The sequence below is a fragment of the Rhizobium sp. B21/90 genome (assembly GCF_019355815.1).
Taxonomy (GTDB): Bacteria; Pseudomonadota; Alphaproteobacteria; order Rhizobiales; family Rhizobiaceae; genus Rhizobium; species Rhizobium rhododendri.
The window spans coordinates 332,481-352,843 of the sequence record NZ_CP072164.1 but is presented as its reverse complement, the minus strand read 5'-3'; the positions used below and the strand labels follow the sequence as shown (position 1 = coordinate 352,843).

General features: G+C 56.1%; 13 protein-coding genes and 1 pseudogene. 11 read left to right on the top strand and 3 right to left on the bottom strand.

Going from position 1 to position 20,363, the window contains the following annotated elements; translation table 11 throughout:
* Positions 1–177 precede the first annotated feature (177 nt).
* The 3 genes from J5278_RS27510 to J5278_RS31830 all read left to right on the top strand — a co-directional run bounded on the left by J5278_RS27510 (position 178) and on the right by J5278_RS31830 (position 2,222).
* On the top strand, positions 178–486 hold the full coding sequence (locus tag J5278_RS27510; protein WP_219259264.1) for a hypothetical protein: 309 nt from the start codon (positions 178–180) through the stop codon (positions 484–486).
* Between the two features lie 72 nt (positions 487–558).
* Positions 559–1,401, top strand: coding sequence for a transposase (locus J5278_RS31835; RefSeq protein WP_257623494.1), 843 nt, complete (start codon positions 559–561; stop codon positions 1,399–1,401).
* Between the two features lie 149 nt (positions 1,402–1,550).
* Positions 1,551–2,222, top strand: coding sequence for a transposase (locus J5278_RS31830; protein ID WP_257623493.1), 672 nt, complete (start codon positions 1,551–1,553; stop codon positions 2,220–2,222).
* Positions 2,223–2,228: 6 nt separating this feature from the next.
* On the opposite strand, the gene J5278_RS27500 is transcribed toward J5278_RS31830, so the two are convergent.
* Entirely contained in the window at positions 2,229–2,567 is a 339-nt protein-coding gene (locus J5278_RS27500; RefSeq protein ID WP_143123097.1) for a hypothetical protein, read from the bottom strand.
* A gap of 1,769 nt (positions 2,568–4,336) precedes the next feature.
* Between J5278_RS27500 and J5278_RS31825 the strand changes: the two genes are divergently transcribed.
* The 6 genes and pseudogenes from J5278_RS31825 (at position 4,337) to J5278_RS27470 (ending at position 10,586) form a co-directional block, all read left to right on the top strand.
* Positions 4,337–4,612 carry a hypothetical protein gene (locus J5278_RS31825; protein ID WP_374108332.1) on the top strand — a complete coding sequence of 92 codons (276 nt, stop codon included), beginning with the start codon at positions 4,337–4,339 and terminating at the stop codon, positions 4,610–4,612.
* Between the two features lie 80 nt (positions 4,613–4,692).
* Positions 4,693–5,641 (top strand): annotated as a pseudogene (locus J5278_RS27490) (IS110 family transposase).
* Positions 5,642–6,576: 935 nt separating this feature from the next.
* On the top strand, positions 6,577–7,791 hold the full coding sequence (repA, locus tag J5278_RS27485; protein WP_111219431.1) for a plasmid partitioning protein RepA: 1,215 nt from the start codon (positions 6,577–6,579) through the stop codon (positions 7,789–7,791).
* Entirely contained in the window at positions 7,788–8,792 is a 1,005-nt protein-coding gene (repB, locus tag J5278_RS27480; RefSeq protein ID WP_111219429.1) for a plasmid partitioning protein RepB, read from the top strand. The genes repA and repB overlap by 4 nt, the downstream gene beginning before the upstream one ends.
* Positions 8,793–8,995: 203 nt before the next feature.
* Positions 8,996–10,318 (top strand): plasmid replication protein RepC, encoded by a 1,323-nt coding sequence (gene repC / locus J5278_RS27475; protein WP_111219427.1) that lies wholly within the window; start codon positions 8,996–8,998, stop codon positions 10,316–10,318.
* Positions 10,319–10,427: 109 nt separating this feature from the next.
* Positions 10,428–10,586, top strand: coding sequence for a hypothetical protein (locus J5278_RS27470; protein WP_154677466.1), 159 nt, complete (start codon positions 10,428–10,430; stop codon positions 10,584–10,586).
* 511 nt (positions 10,587–11,097) lie between these two features.
* Here the strand turns inward: J5278_RS27470 and J5278_RS27465 are convergent.
* Positions 11,098–14,058, bottom strand: a complete 2,961-nt coding sequence (locus J5278_RS27465; RefSeq protein WP_111219423.1) for a Tn3 family transposase — start codon at positions 14,056–14,058, stop codon at positions 11,098–11,100.
* A gap of 145 nt (positions 14,059–14,203) precedes the next feature.
* On the opposite strand from J5278_RS27465, the gene J5278_RS27460 reads away from it, so the two are divergent.
* Together J5278_RS27460 and J5278_RS27455 are read left to right on the top strand one after the other, a co-directional pair.
* On the top strand, positions 14,204–14,776 hold the full coding sequence (locus tag J5278_RS27460) for a recombinase family protein (protein WP_111219421.1): 573 nt from the start codon (positions 14,204–14,206) through the stop codon (positions 14,774–14,776).
* Positions 14,777–14,836: 60 nt separating this feature from the next.
* On the top strand, positions 14,837–15,049 hold the full coding sequence (locus J5278_RS27455) for a DfrB family trimethoprim-resistant dihydrofolate reductase (RefSeq protein WP_111219419.1): 213 nt from the start codon (positions 14,837–14,839) through the stop codon (positions 15,047–15,049).
* Positions 15,050–15,191: 142 nt separating this feature from the next.
* Here J5278_RS27455 and J5278_RS27450 read toward each other — a convergent pair whose 3' ends face one another.
* A complete protein-coding gene (locus tag J5278_RS27450; protein WP_257623507.1) occupies positions 15,192–20,105 on the bottom strand; it encodes a glycosyltransferase in 4,914 nt (1,637 codons plus the stop codon).
* Positions 20,106–20,363: the final 258 nt, after the last annotated feature.

Here is a 20,363-nt window from a genome sequence, read left to right as displayed (position 1 = left end):
CTTCACAAAACATGTCCAAGTTGTATGCAAAATACCATAAATTTTATAATGGGGACGAGGAGCGAAGACCAACAGTTCTCAGATAAGAAAGCCAATCCTGTGAATTCCCGCCACCCCCTGAGACTCTTTTCCGATTGTGCGGTAATCTCTTGTTAATGTCTGAGGGGGCAAGGGCGCATGAACACGATCGGCATCGACCAACTCGAACCCAACCGCTTCTACTGGGCCCGCCGTCTGATCGCAGATAGTGCGGCAATCTCGGAGCCGAACGATATCGAGGTTGTCCAGATCTCAACGGTGTTCGGATCGGCGACGGAGTTCTGGACGGTCGCGGTCATGGCTAGCGATGAGCATTTCGACCTCGCCGCCATCGAATTTTTCCACAAGGTCCCCTCGCCGCCGATATCGGAAAGTCGTCGCCCGAATTTGTACGTGGGGCAGATTCGGTGGCAGCGTTTCGGCGCCGGGCCTAGAAAGTGTGCATAACCGCACGCGTTGATAACTGTTTCTCGGCTTGGGGGATTCCCTGAGCGGGGCAAATCATGATTCGATTCCATCATGAAGAAACGGCTCCCCTCCCCCGAGCATGCCGACACGCTTTCGCTGAATGCGTTGCGCGGGCTTGTGACGGGGCTGCTGGAACGGTCGCTGCAAGCGGAAGCCCGGCTCGAGAAGCTTGAAGTCGACAACATCCAGCTTCGCGAAGAGAACGCCGCCCTTCGCCTGGAGAACACCCGGCTGAAACTCGAGAACCAGCTGCTGCGCGACGAGATCGCCCGGCTGAAGAACCTGCCACCCCGGCCGCCGTTTCGCTCCTCCGGCATGGAGAAGGCAACGGATGCCAAACCCGGCGACATATCGGCGGATAAGAAAAAGCCCCGTGGCCCGAAGCTGGATGTGAAGCGGGTGAGCCGGCAGGAAGTCCTGCGCGTCGATGCTCCCGTCGGGTCGCGCTTCAAGGGATACAGAAGCATCTATGTTCGCGATCTGGTGATGAAGGCGGAGCTTGTGCATTACCGCCGCGAATGCTGGCTGACGCCGGACGGAAAGACAATTCTTGCGTCCTTGCCGGCGGGGATCACTGCTGGCTACGGCCTCAACCTCAGGCGTCTTTGTCTGATGCTCCATACACAAGGGCAGGTGACGACCGGACGCCTCACGACATTGCTGAACGATATCGGTCTCGATATCTCAAAGCGCCAGGTGGTGCGACTTGTGACCGGGCAACTGGATGGCTTTGCAGCCGAGGATACGGCGGTGCTGCATGCCGGGTTGGTATCGTCGTCTTACGTCACTGTTGACGACACCGGCGCCCGTCATTGCCATAATAACGGTTACGCCACACACATCGACACCCGAACTTTAGCGTTTTCCGCACGACGAAATCGAAATCACGGCTGAATTTTCTGTCGCTGCTACGCGGCAGTTACCAGGATTATGTGTTGAACGACGCTGCTTTTGAATACTTGGAAGAACGCCGTGGTGGGTCACCGTTGACCGCCGGACTGAGGAGTTTTGAACCGCAACACTTCAGCAACCAGGTTCCGTTCATGACGCATCTGGCTGGCAAGGGCGTCGACATTTTTGATACGCAAGCCGTTGGCCTGCTTGCCGAAGCCGGGCTCTGGGGTGCCATCCGCCATCATGGTTTGGTGGGTGACATGGTGATCGTGTCCGACGATGCCGGCCAGTTCCGCGTCGGCAATCATGCCCTCTGTTGGGTGCATGCAGAACGTCTGGTGCAAAAGTTGATGCCGGCAAACGCAAAGGAGGAGCGATGGGCCACAGTCGTCCGCGATCTCATCTGGCGATACTACAAAGCTTTGAAAGCCTACAAGCAGAACCCTACCCCAGCATCCGCTCCCGCATTCCGACGACGGTTCGATCGGATCTTCACTCTACGCACCGGTTATGAGGCCCTCGACAAGCTTCTTGAGCGGCTGCATCGAAGAAAGAACGAACTCCTGAAGGTGCTCGACTATCCCGACATTCCGCTGCACACCAACGCATCGGAAAGCGCCCTGCGGACGATTGTGACCAAGCGGAAGATCTCTGGCGGCACGATGAGCCGAGACGGTCGCATTGCACGCGATACAATGCTCGGTCTGATGCAGACGTGCCGGAAGCTCGGCATCTCATTTTACGACTATCTTGGCGACCGGCTCGGCATTGGTGGCGAGGCCATCCCGCAATTAGCAGGCCTTGTCGCGGCGAGAGCCTGAGCGTTGCTAACGGCTGCCGGGCTTCGTGAATGGCAGCACGCGCCCATCCTTGGGCGTCAAGTCCTCCAAAACATTCCGCCCGATCAGCCTAACGAGCGTTGGTGAGACATTCCAGTGCTTCTCGTCATCAGAATGGATCGTCACGGTCTTGCGATTGCGACGGATGACGATACCCGTGATCGTTCTGCCGTCGTGTGTCTCGAACATCACAGCACTGCCGATCTTGATCTGCTGCAACGCTTGGTCTGTCTTTTGCCGATGCAGAAGATGAAGCCGTTCGACGATACGCTCGTTCAACGCTAGCAGTTCGGTCTCATCGAGCGTGTCGATATCGATGTCGGTCATGGCGCAGATCCATCCTCCAATGGCAGTCTTCTTCAAGCACGATGCCGATTATGATAGAAGGAAGTCAGCGACACAATTGCCTGACAAACCGGCAGCGCCACCAAATCTGCCCCACGTACCGAATTTGACGGTCATTTCGCTTGGTTCGAGACGCCTAGGCAATTGATTATATTAAATAGAACGTGTTTGGCGGCATTGAAACCGGCATTCGCTTCCGTAACCAATTATTAACCATAACCGCGCCTCTCACCTTCGATAAGTATCCCTTATCGATGGAGGTGGTCGACTTGAATCGCAAAACAACGGATTAGATACGTGCACTATCGATCGGCCGTCAAGACCATCGATCCGCAGGTTTTATGACCGTGTGGTCACTCTCAAATACCGTCATCGATCGCCGCGCCGACGAAACTGGACGAACTGTTGACCCACCAGGACATCGAAAAGCTGCGCCAAATGGTCAACGGAGCATGGGGCATATCAACTGCGCGCTTACCTCCGACCTCGCCTACGGGCCTAGTCGCTGGCCGCGACCGGCGCCTCCCTCCCCTGTCCCGCGACCGAGGCGCTGCTGCTGAAATTCGTCGTCCACCATCTCTAGCTACCCGATCAGCGCGACATCGATCCTCACCGCGCGGTATGCCAGCCAATGACCGGCAAAACCTGCGCTACCAGCGGTCCCTTCGATCGTCGGGTCCGACACAGTGCGCCGGCGGCTTGCCAGTCGTTTACATTGGCGAAATGGCGCGTCTTCTCCCCTCCGTCGCAGAAGGCCGCGATACGCCACGATGTCCAGGCGACGCCGTGACCAAGGAAACGCTGCCCGGCGTCTCATAGCCAAGCGGTGAAGGCAGCCGGTGGCGCCCTAGTATCGAGCACTGCGACGATTGACCCGGCTTTGGGCAAATTGTCAATTCTCGATCGGAACGAGAGTCACGTCGAGATGAGATCGCAGCCCGATTGCAGTCCGACCGCGTGTAGAGGGCCTCCTCCGAAGAGGCGGCCCTGTGACGCTCAGATGCCCAAGCTGCCCGAGATCACCTGCAGGAACTCATTCGGCGTTACGATATCGCACGCCTCTCACGCGAGCGCTGACATTTCGGCTATTAAGATCGTCTCAAATTGGCATCTCGATACATGGCCTGTTCGTCGTCCCATATGTGGACGGCCCCCGCTTGCAAGTGTTTTCTGCAGATATTTGATCGGATCGCTTGCTTCCATATGTGCGGCCTTTGTGTGTGGTCGCACATGACCACTGGCCAAGATGATTTCCGCAGCGCGAGTTCCTAACAGTGCGACGACCTTGACGGCCATTGGAACGAACGGATTGTCACGCGCCTCGGATCGATCGATCACATCATCTGCTTCTTTCTTGCAAGTTCACAATCAGGCCCAACTCGGGACTTTATGGACAAGTTCGTGGGCTGCTGCGGTCTTTCGGCATCAAGAATTTGGCTCGAGCCGAAGGTAAGCAATTCGACGATGAAGTGCGATCTTTCTGCAACCGACACGATGATCCTTATATCGGCATTGCGGCACTTCTTGATACGCTCGCAGGGGTTTCGGTGGAATTGGCCCGCCTGAATAAGAAGGTGCCGCAAATGACGGCCGCATCAAAGCGTGCTGGCATCTGATGTGGTGCGTAGCGTCGGACCGCTGACCTCCCTACCCTTCGTGGCGCGGCGGAAAATCCTGCGACGTTTTGGAAAAAGCCGATCCACCTTTCTTACGTTGGCCTGACACCAAAGTACCAGTCGGGCGATCGAGATGTGACAGGCTCGATCTCCAAACAGGGCGACGATATGTTGCGGCACTATCACTATGAGGCAGCGGGTTGTCTCCTGACAGCGGTGACCGCGCCGTGCGCCTTGCGAAGCAGGGAGTTGAAGTTCGCGAAATGTTTGGGTCCAAAGCGGGCGCGATCGGCGGTGGTACGCAAACTCGCGGTCTTGCTGCTTGGCTTTGGAAGAGCGAGGATCATCTCCAAGCCGTGCCGAGCGGCAAAGCCTTTTACAACCGTTTTTTTGAAGTTCATCCGCGGATAAAGTTATGGAATGGCTCGCCCCTCCCTCCCACATCGTGCATTTTGCATTTTGCATGAAGAGATTTAACAAGGAGCAGAGCAATGCAGATAGCTGTGTTAGGAATTGATCTTGGAAAGAATAGCTGCAGTGTGGTTGGACTTGACGAGCGTGGGCAAGTCGTACTTCGGCGACGGTTGCGTCGAGAGGGTGTCATCAAACTCGGCTCAACTCTGCCGACGTGCATAATGGCGATGGAAGCGTGCTGTGGCGCCCACCATGTTGGTCGGCAACTTCAGCTTCAAGGTCATGATGTTCGTCTGATGTCACCCGAATATGTGCGTCCTTACATAAAGGCTCAAAAGAATGATGACCGCGACGCAGAGGGAATAGCTGAAGCGGCTACGCGTCCGACGATGCGTTTCGTCGAAATCAAGGACGAAAACCAGTTGGATATGCAGACCCTCCATCGTGCGCGTGACCGTCTCGTCGCGGAACGGACTGCTTTGATCAACCAACTGCGGGCGATCCTCTTGGAGCGCGGCCTTACCGTTCCGCAAGGTCGTCGTAAGCTCGAGATCTGGCTTGACATGAAAACCGATGAAGGAAAGCCCGCCCTCAGTCGCCGGACAATAACCCTCACCATGCCGGCTTCTAGGCACTATCCCCGGCATTGGACCTCTGAACGCAACTGCGTTGGTTGCGTCAGTTGGGGATGCGCAAACCTTTGGACGCGGCAGAGACCTGGCGGCTTGGCTAGGCCTTGTGCCACGACAGATAACAACCGGGGGGAAACCGAAATTACTTGGTATCACCAAACGAGGAAATGGATATCTAAGAAAGATGATCATCCACGGCGCGCGCGCAGCTCTTCCAATGCTTTCCAAATCTGCGACGCCTCTTGGCGACTGGTTACGGGGTCTACTTGGTCGCGCTCACAAGAACAAAGTGATCGTTGCACTCGCAGCAAAGTTAGCGCGTATCGTGTGGGCTGTGTTGCAAAGCTGCCGTCCCTACAAAGAAGACGGCTTGGGTTCGGTAATCCAAGCATAACCAAATAATCAGCAACGATCGCCGCTGGCGGACGCTGCTGAAGATATCTGCATGTGGTTGTGAAAGATGGCCTGACTGTCGAACGGCATTTCGAAATCCTGGTTAAAAAAATGGTGCAAGCCGCCGAGGAAGTTATGAGGATCGAAACGCGCGGAGCTCCATCTTGGCCAGGGTTTTCCCTGAGACCGGATACGTTGGCGCAGACTTGTTCAAACATCGATCATAAAGCGCTTGCAGACGGGGCGAGCCATACGTTTTTAAAGGCCATGAGGGACGTGACGGGACCGGGTCGGACGAGTATGAGACAGTTGGATGCGGATCGAAGACCGCGTTTATTACACTGCATCGGCCCCTGGATATGACGCGAAAAGCCCCGGATAGTGGCGGCGAAAATCCATAGATCGCACAACGAAGTGAACAATGGGACGCTTGTTATGCTTCAACCGGATTGGATAGGGAAAAGCGAAAGCATCCGGACGCAGCAACCAAATGTATAGAACTAATTTTGACCCGATGCGAGACATCAATCAATGCGGCGTTCATTGCCTAAACTTAGTTCTTTCTTTCTGCATTGCTTGAGTTATTGTCGGAGGGCCGGGCGAGGTTCACTCAGGAAGTTGTCGATTGAAATGCCCCGGGCGGAGATGCCCTAATGCGGAATTATCCAGGGCATCTCTTATGGAGCGCGCGGCAATACCCGGCGCGTGTCTTTTGAAGCCTCATCCATTGGCTTAGGCTGAAGCGAGAGGTATCCGGCCCCTACGCTCCTTCTATGACGTACCGGCGGGTCCCCGAACTTTACAATTGTAAAGTCCTTGTGCGAGTTACGCGCGTTAATTTCTGCTTAACGAAAAATCCCTTGAAGAATCGGACTCTCTCTGTCATCCGTGACGGTAATGATCTCGTTTAGTGATCATAACCGTCAAGAGGACAGAATGCTTCAACCGGCTTCTCAGAACGTCAGAGATACGGCATCGAAAATCGGGGTTTACACTTCGAAGCTCTCTGCAGAACTCAACGACATGCGCGAAGCCGTCTATCCGCCTTCGGCGCAGAAGACATTCGCTCGGACATTTTCTACACTTGATCTTGTTCGGCTGTTAAATGTTCCTGAAAGCACTCTTCGACAATTGACAATCGAAGGGAAGGGGCCAGTGCCGGAAAGAGCGGACAACAACCGCCGCACCTATACCGTAAACCAGGTTAAGGAGCTGCGTTCGTTCCTCGCTAAACTCCGCCCTGACGATGCCGGTGAACTGTTGCCTCATCGCCGCAGGGGCGAAAAGCTGCAGGTCATTGCCACAGCCAATTTCAAAGGCGGCAGTTCAAAGACGACGACGTCCATTCACCTAGCCCACTTTCTTGGCCTCCAAGGTTACCGTGTTCTTTGCCTTGACCTTGATCCACAGGCGTCAATGACAGCACTCTTTGGTATTCAGCCGGAATTCGATCTCGGTGAGAACGAAACTACTTATGCGTCCATAAGATATGACAATGAGCGCCGGTCCCTAGCCGATATTATCAGACCGACCTATTTCCCGGGCGTTGATCTCGTGCCCGGAAATCTCGAGCTGATGGATTTCGAGTTTGACACACCGTCTTATCTGACCTCGAAAAACAGGGATGATCTCGGCCTCTTTTTCGAGCGCCTGAGCAATGCTCTGGCTCGTGTCGATGATCGCTACGATATCGTAATCATCGATACACCCCCGTCGCTTGGATACTCGACGCTGGCAGCACTCTACGCGGCAACATCTTTGATCATTACGGTTCATCCCGCGATGCTTGATGTCGCCTCGTGCAACCAGTTCCTCATCATGATCTCTGACCTCTCTGAGGTTCTCGCGCAGTTCGGCGCGAAGTTCGAACATGATTTCTTTCGGTTCTTGCTGACACGTGTAAATCCAAACGATGGTCCGCAAAAATACATGTCCGGTGTCATGCGCCGGCTATTTGGCGACGACGTTCTGGTTTCGGAAGCGCTTGAGTCTACTGCCATCGCCGGGGCAGCGGTTGCTAAGAAGACCCTTTACGAACTGGAAGCCGGGGAAGTTGGACGAGAGGCACTGAAACGGGCCATCGAAAGTGCCGATCGCGTCAACTTCGAGATTCTTGATCTGATCCACAAGGTTTGGGGACGTATCCGATGAAAAAGAGCATCCTTCAAAAAATGGCTGACGCCGAGAGCCGCGGCGGTTCCATCACCAGTGCCGAACCGTCAGAAAAGTCCTTGCCGTCCCGGCGCCATTCGTCGCCCGTTATTTCGAATGTTGGCCGAGCACTGACCCAACTGAGCGAAGACAGCATCATCTCTCTCGATCCCAATAAATTGGAGCGTTCTCCGTACAAGGATCGTTTCGACAGCGATGAGGAGGTGGAAAAGGAGCTAGACGCTCTCAAGATGTCGATAGTCACTGAAGGGCAGAAGATCCCTGTGCTAGTCCGACCGCATCCCACCAAAAGCGATCACTATCAGCTTGCATATGGGTACCGTCGTTGGGCAGCGATCAAGGCCATAATGGCGGAAACTGAGCGGCCAGAGAGCATCAGGATCAAAGCCTACGTCCGCGAGTTGACGGACCGCCAGTTGGTTGAGGAACAGTCCCTCGAAAATGGTGTCAGGGAAAACCTTACCTGGATTGAGCAAGCTATGTGGGCCGTCCAGCTAAAAAGTGCCGGGCTGTCCCATCGCGCGATATGCCCAATCCTTGGTCTATCAGAGGCAGCAGTGTCTCACCTCTTTCGCGTCACGGATGTGATCCCAGAAGACATCGTTTTCGCGATCGGTAGAGCCAAGGGCGTCGGACGGCCGAAATGGACGGCGTTCGCGGACCTATTGAGAGATACAAGCAGAGTAGAGCCTGTTCGCAGGTTTATTGAAACAACCGCCTTTCAACAGGCGCACAGTTCAGAACGTGTCGCACTTGCAATCCGCGCTGCCAGCGGTGCGCTCGATAAGTTAAGCGAGGCAAGCCAGGAAGAGATGCGCGATTTTGCCGTCGGCGATAGGCTGTTTGGCCGCATGAAACGCACTTCTTCTGGAACCACCGTGACCATCCCTAAGCAGGAACACGCTTTCGCGCGATGGCTAGCAGAGCGAATGCCGGATCTGCTGCGCGAGTACAATCATCAGGACAGCTCCATTCACTGAACGGTGTGGCTGTCATAAGATCAACCGGTCGAGAAGGAGAGACCGTTACAAAAGAAAAAGGCCCCCAAAACGTTTCCGTCGTGGAAGCCTCTCTCAATTCCTTAAGCAAGATCGAGAATCGCATTTCCATGAATCCCAGTCAAGTGTCTTTGGCATCGTTTTGGTGAGCGGATTTCTTTTGCCTCAAGAAAGGTGACGAGAAAATGCAGACGGGAAGTGTGACGACGCCCTTTGGGCGGCGGGCCATGACGCTTGGCATGCTGGCAAGCCAGTACAAGGCCAACGACATCGTGCCGGAACAGTCGGTCGACAAGTGGAAGATCTTTCGTGCGCTCTGCGAAGCAAAGCCGCTGCTCGGCCTTTCCGACAGGGCGCTGGCGGTGCTGAACGCTCTGCTGAGCTTCTATCCGGGCAATGAGCTCAGCGGAAAGCACGGCCTCGTGGTCTTTCCCTCCAACGCCCAGCTGTCGATCCGCGCCCACGGCATTGCGCCGGCAACGCTGCGCCGCCATCTGGCTGCCCTGGTCGAGGCCGGATTGCTGGTGCGCAAGGATAGCCCGAACGGCAAGCGCTTTGCGCGCCGGGACGGGGAGGGGGAGGTCGATCAGGCCTATGGCTTCAATATCGCTCCGCTGATTGCTCGTGCTGATGAGATCCAGGCACTGGCAGCGCAGGTCACCATCGACCGCGCCCTGTTCAGGGCGATGCGCGAGCGCCTGTCGCTCTGCCGGCGTGACATTGCCAAGCTGATCGAGACCGCTCTGGAAGAGGGTGTGCCGGGCGACTGGACGATGGTACATGGCCATTTCCGCGATCTCGTGGCCAGGATACCGCGCTCTCCCGACATCCATGACATCACGCCTATTGTCGAAGAGATGGAGATGCTGCGCGAGGAAGTACTCAACCTGTTGGAAGTTCGCATAACTGTTCAAAATATGCACGGCAATGAGTCCCAAGCTGAGCGCCACATACAGAATTCAAAACCCGAATCTAGCTCTGATCTTGAACCAGCTTCGAACATGAAGCAGAGCGAAACATCGGAAATCCAACCACAGGCGCCGGATATGCCGATGGGACACACCGCTGCAGCGGATGACAGCGGCGAGCGCAAAAGCGTGACGGATGGCCATCTTGTGAAACCGCGAAGGCTGGCTATGGCCGGCGGAGATCAACCGGGGCTGAAGGCGTTTCCGCTCGGGCTTGTGCTGCAGGCCTGCCCGGAAATTCTGTCCTACGGCCCGGGCGGCAGTATCGGCAGCTGGCGAGACATGATGGCGGCAGCCGTCGTCGTCCGCTCGATGCTGGGGGTCAGCCCCAGCGCCTACGAGGAGGCCTGCGTCATCATGGGGCCCGAGAATGCAGCGACCGTCATGGCCTGCGTGCTGGAAAGGGCCGGCAGCATCACGTCGGCCGGCGGATATTTGCGCGACCTCACCCGCAGGACAGAGCGCGGCGAGTTCGCCATCGGTCCGATGCTGATGTCGCTCGCAAGGGCCAATGCCGGCAGACGCGAGCGGACAGGGTGAGGGGGAGGGGTGGAGTGACCGGGGGATACAGCTGATCGTCTCTCAGAACCAATCGGTAACGCTTCTGGCTAAACTGGCGAAGACGCCTCTCAAGCTAGGGAGAGCGCCAGTGTTAGCCATTGAGCCGCTCAGCGCAAATCGTTGCGATGATGTCCTGAAGTTGCTTGATGTGATCGACAAGCCAATCGAGTTCTTCCTTGGCGACCTCTTCGCGTACCGAACGATGGAGAAGGTTTCTTTCTCCTGCCTTCCTTCGTCAGAAACGTGATCTGCCATGCATCGCCGCTCTCTGTCTCGACACGCCGCACGCCGGAAATCCCTCTCTGGTTATTCCTGCGGATCTGGACTGCCTGATCGTGATTGGTGGGCGGCGGCACGGCGGAGATGATGGCGTCACCATAAGCACGCGCTCGCTCATAGCTGGCCTCAGATGAGCCGTAGATGCTGTCTTTGAATAGTCTTACAATCTTATGGCCGCTCGGCGCAGGGCGATGGACCAGTCGGCACCGCGCAATGGTTTTCTCGAGTGCTCTTGTACAAAAGGAATGCGTAAGAAAACGACCGGTTGAAAGCGTGTTTTATGGGATAAACGGAGCCCCACCAGACTCGAAAATCGAAGTTGAACCGGCATCTACCGTGAGCTGCCTGAAACGTCCACTGGTGGCCATCTGTGGCGGAAATGCCTGAAAATAAGGAGATCGGAGGAGGGGAAGGCCATGAAGAGGGCGTCGCGTTGGTTTCCCACTGAACAACGGTTATCGTCAACGGGGAAAGAATACTCAGGCCGCCTGTGCTCCGTCTTCTAGGACAAGCGTTTTTCGTGATCTGCTTTTCGCGGCTTGCTCCCAAAGGAAATCACCGGAGAATGCGATATGCTCCCATCCGACAGGTGAGGTATGCGCCATCATCGCGTCGTCCACGACCTTACCGGTCGAACGTAGATGCGCAAGCGCGTCGGCCATATAGGTCGAGTTCCAGTACACGATCGCGGCGATGACGAGGTTGAGACCGGAGGCGCGGTACTGCTGGGCTTCGTGGCTACGATCGATGATACGGCCTTGCCTGAACGTGCAGATGGCCTGCGTAAGGGCATGACGCTGCTCGCTTTTGTTCAGTCCGGCCTGGCAACGCTGGCGCAGTGCCGGATTCTCCAGCCAATCCAGCATGAACAGGGTCCGCTCGATTTTGCCCATTTCCTGAAGGGCGACATCAAGCTGGTTCTGACGCTCGTAGGCAGCGAGCTTTCGCAGCATGGCCGAAGGTGCGACGTGGCCCGATTTCAGAGAGGCTACGAGCCGCAGCACATCATCCCAATGCTCACGGATAATGTCCGCGCGGACCCTTTTTCCGAGAAGGGGCACCAGGTCCGGATAGCTGCCGGTCGGTTCGATCGGGATCAGGCGCCGATCCGGGAAATCGCGCAACCGCGGGCAAAACCGGAAACCAAGAGCGGCGCAGAGCGCGAAGACGTGATCGGTTGCTCCACCAGTGTCGGTGTAATGCTCCGAGATATTGAGACCCGTGCCATGATGCAGCAAACCGTCGAGAACATAGGGGGCTTCATGGGTAGCGGCCGAGATGACCTTCACGTGGTAAGGGCCATGCTGGTCGGACACGTGGGTATAGAACCCGAACCCCGGATCGACGCCGTATCGGGCATTCACATCACCGCCGGTCTTTGCCCGCTTTCCGCCCCGGAAGAATTGACCGTCTGAGCTTGAAGTCGTGCCATCGCCCCAGACCGACGCGATTGGCAGACGGTGGTGCGCATCGATGATCGTTCCAAGGGCAGCAGCATAGGTATCGTCCCGAATGTAGGCGTCCTTGGTCCATATCAATTGATCTCGGGTGATGCCTTCGCTGGCACGTGCCATGCGGGAAAGGCCGAGATTGGTGGCATCGGCGAGGATTGCAGCCAGCATTGCGCTGTTGTTCGGGCATGTTTGTCCTGTTCTCAGGTTCGTGAATGCTCCAAGGAAGCCGGTCTGGCTGGCGACCTCGTGCAGCAACTCGGTGATCCGTATACGCGGCATCATACCTTCGATCTGGCTGACGAGAGTTTCCGCGCTGGCGGGAGCCGCGGACTTTAAAGGAGTAATACTAAGGCGGTTTCCATCGAAGTTGACGCCTTCGACCTGGCTTTTCTGGAGACGCTTTGAGAACCGTTTCAGCCGCCAGTCCAGTTCGCGCCCCCGCTGTTCCAGCCAATCGTCAGCAGATGCCGGCAGCCCCAAATCCTTGGTGACCGGCGCAGCCATTTGCGGAGGCAGGAGATAGCTGTCGAAGCGGCGATACGATGATGAGCGCTCCACCCAGACGTCGCCCGACCGCAGCTTATTGCGTAGATGCGCAAGTGTCGCGATCTCATAAAGCTTACGATTGATCTTGCCGTCTGCTCCGATCACAATCTTCTGCCAATCCTTTTTGAATGGCATAGGCGCATCGGCCGGTAACTCTCGCTTTCCGGTGCGATGGGCCTCTCGTAGCACCCTCACAGCCGAGATGGTCCGTGCGCTGCCTCTACCGGCATGGAATTCAAGCGCGTTGATCAACCCCGGCGCAAACTTTCGCAGTGTCGTGTAGCGGTCAGCGGCAACAATCAGGGGATCCTGATCCGCAGTGTCCGCCATTTCTGCGACTTCGTGGCGCGCTCGCAGCAGATTTGCCCAGCCGACCGATGCATTGATCGTGTCGATCGGATCGCTATCGGTCTCGATGGCATCCGCCAACGCGTCAATCGTGCCTCGAAACAGGCGCATCAATCGGGACACATCCTTCGCCGTTGCCTGATACTTCCGGGCCTTGGAGTTCTTGGCGCGAGTGAACATCGAGCCGATCAGCTTGTCGGCCATATCGATCGCGGCATCTGTCAACCGTTCCTCAGCGTCGATCAGGAACGCGACCAATGTCGCCCGCCGTCGTGAAAGGGTGTAGCGCTCGATCATATACGACGGCGACATACGTCCCTCACGGACGAACTGGCGATAACGGTCGGGATGCAGGGCAGCACTGTGGGCAGCGGGAATGCTGATCGCGCGGACAAAGGACAGACGTTCCAGGATATCGCGGACGCCGTCGGCTTTCGCTGCGACGGGCAATGCCTTCAGCCACGCCAGAGGCGATAATCCGTTCTTGGGATCAATCTGAACGAGGGAATCGAGAATGTCGAACTGGTGGGCGGTCAGACCGCCGATAAGCGCTTGGCTGGCGTGTTTACGAGCTCGCGCCCTTCCAGCAATTCCCGCCCTCTCGATTGTCGAGATCGTGGGAAGCACGATCCCCGCCTGCCGCAATGTCGTGACAATGTGAATGGCGATCGGCATTCCTTTATCTGTCGCCGCCGCGGCGACCGCTCCCGCTTCGATCATCATGGTGATATCGCTACTTTCAGTCACCCGCAGACCCATCATTCGGGCCAACTCACGCGCATGGTCCGTCATCGTCTGACTTCGAAAGCCGTAGTTCGCAATAACACTATCCGGAACATCAATCTGCTCGGCCACGAAGGAAATCATTGAGGCTGGGATCTTGCCGAGGATCCGCGCAAGAGGCACGCCAGGATGACGAAGGGTGCAAAGCTGCAGGGCGAAGCCGAGCTTATTGTGATCCTCACGCCGATCCCGGATCAAGTCGAGGTCATCCGGCTCAAGGGTGTAGAGGCGGGCAAGGCCGTCGCGGTTTTCGGGAATCGATAAGAGCTGTCGCCGTTCATGTTCGGTCAGAAGTTCATGTTTGCGCATCTCTACCCCGCTAAATCGTCCATAAAAGGGCGTGATATTCTATGGACAGCGGGGAATAAAGAGACGTATTCTATGGACGATTTTTCAATAGCGGAATGAGGGCGGTTGTCACCGTCCACAAGACGACCGTTTCGGAGACGCCATCATGGGGGCAATTCTCGGCTATGCACGTGTCTCGACCGGCGATCAGGATGTCGCTGGTCAGACCATGCGCCTTGAGCAGGCCGGTGCGATCAAAGTCTTCACCGATGTGAAGTCCGGAAAGAGCATGGACCGGCCCGGTCTCGCCGATCTGATCGCCTATGCTCGTGCTGGCGACACACTGGCGATTGTTCGGCTCGACCGCCTTGGTCGGTCACTGGCCGAATTGCTCGAAACTGTGAAAATGCTGCGCGGGTGCCAGATCGACCTGCTGAGCCTTGAAGAGAAGATTGATACGTCGTCGGCCGCCGGCGAATTGATCTTTCACGTATTTGGCGCCATTGCCCATTTCGAGCGAAGGCTGATTTCGGAGCGGACCAAGGATGGCATCGCCGCAGCACGGGCAAAAGGAAAGTTACCAGGGCGGCAGCCGCTCGACATGAAGAGGGTCGAGGCAGCGATCAAACTCATCGAAGCTCAAACATCGCCGGCCGAAGCCGCAAAACAGCTCGGCCTAGGACGATCGACGGTCTATCGCGAAATGCGTCGCCTGGGTGTAAGTCGTTCAACAAAATAGAGAACTCTTGGATTCCGACCTCGTCAATACAAGAGTTAAACGCGTTCGATTGGAGATAAAATGCTCAATCCATGGCCTTCAGATGCCAAGTTTCAAATGGGTGACTATGCCGCAAAGAAGGGCCGCGCGTCGTGGCGCGGCAAAATTGTCGGCTGGTACCGGACTGATTTGACCAACCTTGGGTACGCAATTGAAAGTTACTTCGAGCCGGGATCGGTACAAATTTATCCTGAAACAGCGATCGAAATGTGGATGCCGCCACGCTCAGATTAATCTGATGATCCCAACGCTTAGCGTTGGCTAGCGGGAAACGAACGCGATGTCCTCCGACTGTCCTCGGCAAGTTGGAAATCATCATTGATCAAAGAGCCAGACTCGCATGTTCACAGTTGGCAGCGGGGGAATGACATGACTGTCAAAGTGCGGAGAACTCGCTCGAAAGCCTTCGTGCTGCATGCTCCCATGTCAGCTGAAGTCTCAAGGCCTTCCGTAAGTCTGCTGCACGCTGGAAAGCCTCCTCGCGATTGAACAAGGCGGCGTCAACCTTCTCAGCCCAAGCATTTCTTGTTTCCTCTTCGGAAAGATGAACTGGCGCGATACAGGATTCTACCAGCTCTCGCGATAGCCCATCGTTCGTGACGGCTCCACGCAGATAGTCGGCCAAGCCACTTGAGCTCGAGATAACAACGGGAACGCCCGCAGCGATTGCTTCCAGCCCGGTAAGGCCAAAACCCTCTGCCACGGAGGGCATCAAGATCAGCGCGGCTTTCAAATAGCCATTTGTGAGTTTCAGAGGATCTGTCGTGAACGAGCGGGGTTGCACAAACTGGGCGTAATCTGAAAGCTCCCCGATGCGGGCAAACTCGGCATTCGCATCTTCCGAAAAACCACGCATGATCAGGACTGGGAGGCCGTGCACCGTCCACTCGCGCCCGTTGCCCACGATTTTAATGACATTGCATGCCAACATGCCGCCTTTTGCGACCGCATCTTCCATGCGCGCTGACATGATGCACATGTTAAGATGCAACTTCGCAGGATCTGGATTGAGCGTCAGAAGATCAGGGTTCAGGCCAGGTACTAAAACACAAACCGGCGGAGGGTCTATTGCTTCCGCCAGAAAGCTTTTCTGGATCCGCGGGCCAATGGCAACCACTAGATTTGCCGCGCCAGCGAGGTCCAGTTGGTTCTGCAATTTTGTCTCGCCCCCGAGAACGTTGCGAGGTCGATCAGCTTTGGGGCTTTTCAAGCCTTCATTCTCTTGCGGGATCGTGTGTAGGAAGTGCACGTACTTAGCGTGAAAACGCGTCGCAAGAGCTTTGGCAAAACGACCCGTAATGTGATCATGTCCGAGGACAAGCTCTGGCAGGCCGCCAATATCTGCGGCTTGGCAAAGCAATAGTCGGTCGATGCCGGAGATACCAACAGATTCGGGACACGCGACCAGGTTCACCTTTACACCGGTCGCATCATTTATTTCAGCTTCTGTGGCATCTGGAACCAGGCAGATAACCGTGTGACCTAAGGCTGCCAAAGCTCTGCAAAGTTCTCGATTGAGAGTTGAGATGCCTCCGTGGAGGGACATCCACTCAGACGCCACCGCTAAGATGGTTTTGCGCTCCGCTTCAGGAAGCGCTCCCGCCTCTCGGACCTTCGGAGCGGGAACATCAATCTCGATCTGACCGTCTGCCAAGGCGTCAAGGTGGGATTTTCTTCCGCGATCAGCCTGCAATTCTTCTGGCGCTGATTGAAGCCCCATAGTGGAGATGCGTGCAAGGACATCCGCTGGATCTTCCCGTCGAACATGGTTTGCGCGGACATTCCGACGCGCTTCCTCAATTGACCATTGCAGAGCCTCATGCCCATCTGGAACCGCGTGTTTAACTCGGTGCAGTTGTTCAAGCGACACGTTCGTGCCACGCCCTACGAGCCTGCTAAGCAGAATACTGCGTAGCTGTTCGACAAAATCTGGCGACCGCAGAAGCCGCCCTCCAGCCTCCTGGGAAGGGCGCTCTGGTAACAGAGAAACTAGGTCGATATATCCTTGGGCGAGGTCGTACTCAGACAAAACATCGAGCTTCGGTCCTTGATTGAACGCCACTTGTTCTGCAAATTGTGCCCAGATCGCCCTTGCAAGTTCTTCGTCTTTACCTCGCAGCTCAAGGAGCTTCAGCCAAATTTCTTGTGGGTCGCGGCGCAATAGTTCGACCGTGGCCTCCGCGATCAACGCAGTTTGCGAGGGCTCCGGTGGTGTGTCACTTCCTGCCTTTTCCAATGCCGCGATGACGCTCGCTACCGCCTGACCGTCACCGTTTCGGACGAGAAAACCCAGTATTGACGGCGTCTCCTCGTGGCGCGTGAGGTCGTGCGATTGGTCGAGGTCCCGGAGGAAGCTTGCCAAACGCGAATCAAGTGCCCACTCCAACAGATCGAGCACACGAGAAGAAAGACCCTTTGAACCACTGCCAGTCGCAATTTGCTGGACTGCAAGCATGACCGCAGCCGGAGCTTTCCGATAAGCCTCCCGGACGAGATGGCGCTGCGCATCATCTTGGTTGAAATCATTTCCAAGGAACCCGACCGCAGCTGGAGACCAAGTGGCCCAGGTCTCGTCACTCAATGCAGCAAACGTGTCAGGAGCATTCTCCCAAAGTAACCGCAGGGCGCGCAAGCCAGCATTGGCCGGTCGATGGCTGGTGTTGGTGCCGAGCCAACTTGTCTCAGCAAGAGGTGACTTCACGAGATAGTCTGATGCGGTCCGTATAATCCTTGCCTGCTGGCTCGCTTCAAGTGCGCCCCAGCCGGGCGTCTGGGTAAGATCCGACATGAACTCAAAGTGGGGATCGAAGCTGCCTGTCGGTTCCTGGAAAAGCTGGAGGTTGAGCTGCCACCAAAGTTGTGCGTCACCTGCTTCGATCCGGTTGAGCAGCTTTTCGATACCGTCCCTCCAGGCGGACGATTTCAGCTTTTCGGATGCTCGGAGCCCCTCAGCATCGCGTTCCCTTTGGAATTTTTGGCGCATGTAGTCAGACGCCGGAGAATCTAAAGTGACTGAGTAATGCGCAGAGAGGGTTTGTTGCAATGGTGGGATATTTAAGGCGGCATTCCACACCTCTTCCATCGTATCGATCGGCAATTGCAGACTCAGCTCAACGATGATGCGAGACAGCGCGAGTTGAAGGGAATCATCGCGAGTACCAGTAATCTTCGCCAAGTATTCGCTGAGATCGTTCGGTACAAGTAGATCTGGGAGGGTTTGAAATATGAGGATGACGCTACGGAGTGCATCTTGGCTTCGCTGAAGAATTTTGTCCACGAGCGTCGCACGCGCCAGCGGAGCGTTCGGCCAATGCGAAGTGCGGTCTCCTCTCTCAATTGTAAAGCGTGCCACATTGCGATCTGCGGCAACGATGAATGCGGCCATCGCATCTGCAACTTGGGGCGCTGCGACTTGGCCCGCAGATGCCCAAAACAGTCGTGTTCCAACGGTTTCAAGATAATTCTGTCCGTCGTCATCGGCGTCCAGCCTCAGATTTAACCACTCTATCGTTTCGAGGGCCTGCTCCGCTGTCATCTCTGGCGCTTCGAAACGGGATAGAAACATCTGGTATGGGCCGATCAGATTGCTTCGCTTAGGAGCCGTCAGCGCGAGGAGCAATTGCCGGAAGGAAAGGCTGCCGGGCCAAGACGCTTGCAGGACAGTGCCACGTAGGCGATCGTCGGTGTCGCTCGTGAGATCAGAAAAAAGGATCGGAGCCAGAAGTTCGTCAGACTTGGTACCAATGAGCTTTCGAACGGAGCGCGCCGCGATAGTCCGCAAGATGCCATCAACGCGCGGCGCGGTAGCCACATTCAGAATAACACCGGAGAGCGAGGTTTTTCCGGCTTCCGCCGCCAAATCAATCGCTGCCCTGCGTTGAAAAGGTGGGGTGTCGTCTCTCGTAATCAGTGGGAGAAGCTGCTCCTCCAGTCCGTCGTGATCGAGCCGGCCAAGGAGCGGCAGTATCTCGTTATACCGGTCTAGGAGCTCCCCGTTGGCTAACCGATCGAGCAATGCCTCCGTCAAGCGTGCGCGGTCGGCGGGTTCAAGCGCCAATGCCTGAGACTGAAGCAACACATCTGGCTGTCGGTCGATCAGCTCGCTGAAGACGCCTGGAACCATCACAGCGGTCCATCCAGCCACTTCGGTGAGGTGCAGCGCAACACCACCTGGCCCTCCAATCTCCGGCACGATCAGGAGCGACAGGATTTCTTCTGCTGACAGCCGGTGGTCTGCAAGGTAGCGAGCTGTTAGGAAGTCGCTGAAAATTCGATGCGACCACTGGAAAGTTTTAGGCGCGACTTCGACGAAAAGCGGAGATTTCAAGCAAAGCGAGAACTGTGCCGGTGTTGCGGTGACCAAATCTCCCTTAGTCGGTTCGATGCCGCCCGCAATACTTGAAACAGACAACGTTTCAGTGTCGGTCGAGCCTACCGCCGTCGTCAACCGACGTATATCGGAGAATGTGCAGGCGGCCGCTAGCCGACCGGCCATCGCCAATTGAACGTCGACGGATGATCCATCGACCGAACCGAGGGCCGCAAGAATTGCGGTGTAGATCAGATCAGCTTGTCGTGTGGGGAAAGTGCCGCCTTTCCTATATTGGTCCAACAGGATTGCCAGCAGTAACGGCCGACCTGCGACCGCACGCATTTTCTCGTTCGACAAGTGAGCCGTCAGGATGGCCCGGTTCTCTGCTGACAACTCAAAGCTATTGATCGCCGAGAGAATCTGACTGTCCGCCAGAGGCAATAGCGAAAGGCGTTTGTGAGCATCTGGCGGCCATCGGTCTTTGACCATTTGATCAAGTTGGTCGGTCCACGCTGAGGTGCGGCAGGTAAAGGCAATCTTGAGGCGGCCGCGTTTGCCGAGTGCGAAGAGCCGATCAAGAAAGCCCTCCAGCAGGCGCTTCGGATCCAGCCCCCCGGCCAATTCGTCCACACCGTCGATTAAGATGTGCCATTCCCGGTGTTCATCCGTCCAGCCCAGGCAATGGTCGGAAACCAGCAAGGCATCAAGGACCCCGGCAAAGTCTGGATCACGGACTGAAACAAGATCGACTTGCTCGCCTCTGTCACGCAGCGATTGAGCGAGCGAAGCTAAATCCGAAGTTTTTCCCATTCCCGGTTCGCTCAAAAGCACCAGGCACGGTGTATCGGCAATATCAAGCAGTGCTACAGGAGCGGATTGTTGCCCCGCGTCTTCCGGGCCAGAGCTCGTGATGACCTCGTATCGTGAGACCAACGGCATCCATTCGCGGTTCCAGCTGAACCCGCTATTTATCCCCACATTTGCCAATCTCTATCACCTCAAGGACGCAGTACCCCATACTACCCATCTCAGCCTTGGGTTCAACGCATCCTTCTGTTATATTTGATTAATCGGGATGGCTGCTCTCCCAATTATGACCCCTGTTGGGTCGAAACGAGGGCGAGTATCAACTCCACCAGCATACGTCTCAAAACGTCCGGAGCGTTGACGTTCCCATCAGGACGCAAGATCGATCAGCCATCGACTAGTGGGACTGCTAGGAGCTGTTGTGCTCGA

Bases quoted from the DNA above. Each gene is read 5' to 3' on its own strand.
- J5278_RS27510 (WP_219259264.1), top strand. From the start codon at position 178: ATGAACACGATCGGCATCGACCAACTCGAACCCAACCGCTTCTACTGG.
- J5278_RS31835 (WP_257623494.1), top strand. From the start codon at position 559: ATGAAGAAACGGCTCCCCTCCCCCGAGCATGCCGACACGCTTTCGCTG.
- J5278_RS31830 (WP_257623493.1), top strand. From the start codon at position 1,551: ATGACGCATCTGGCTGGCAAGGGCGTCGACATTTTTGATACGCAAGCC.
- J5278_RS27500 (WP_143123097.1), bottom strand. From the start codon at position 2,567: ATGACCGACATCGATATCGACACGCTCGATGAGACCGAACTGCTAGCG.
- repA (WP_111219431.1), top strand. From the start codon at position 6,577: ATGCTTCAACCGGCTTCTCAGAACGTCAGAGATACGGCATCGAAAATC.
- repB (WP_111219429.1), top strand. From the start codon at position 7,788: ATGAAAAAGAGCATCCTTCAAAAAATGGCTGACGCCGAGAGCCGCGGC.
- repC (WP_111219427.1), top strand. From the start codon at position 8,996: ATGCAGACGGGAAGTGTGACGACGCCCTTTGGGCGGCGGGCCATGACG.
- J5278_RS27465 (WP_111219423.1), bottom strand. From the start codon at position 14,058: ATGCGCAAACATGAACTTCTGACCGAACATGAACGGCGACAGCTCTTA.
- J5278_RS27460 (WP_111219421.1), top strand. From the start codon at position 14,204: ATGGGGGCAATTCTCGGCTATGCACGTGTCTCGACCGGCGATCAGGAT.
- J5278_RS27455 (WP_111219419.1), top strand. From the start codon at position 14,837: ATGCTCAATCCATGGCCTTCAGATGCCAAGTTTCAAATGGGTGACTAT.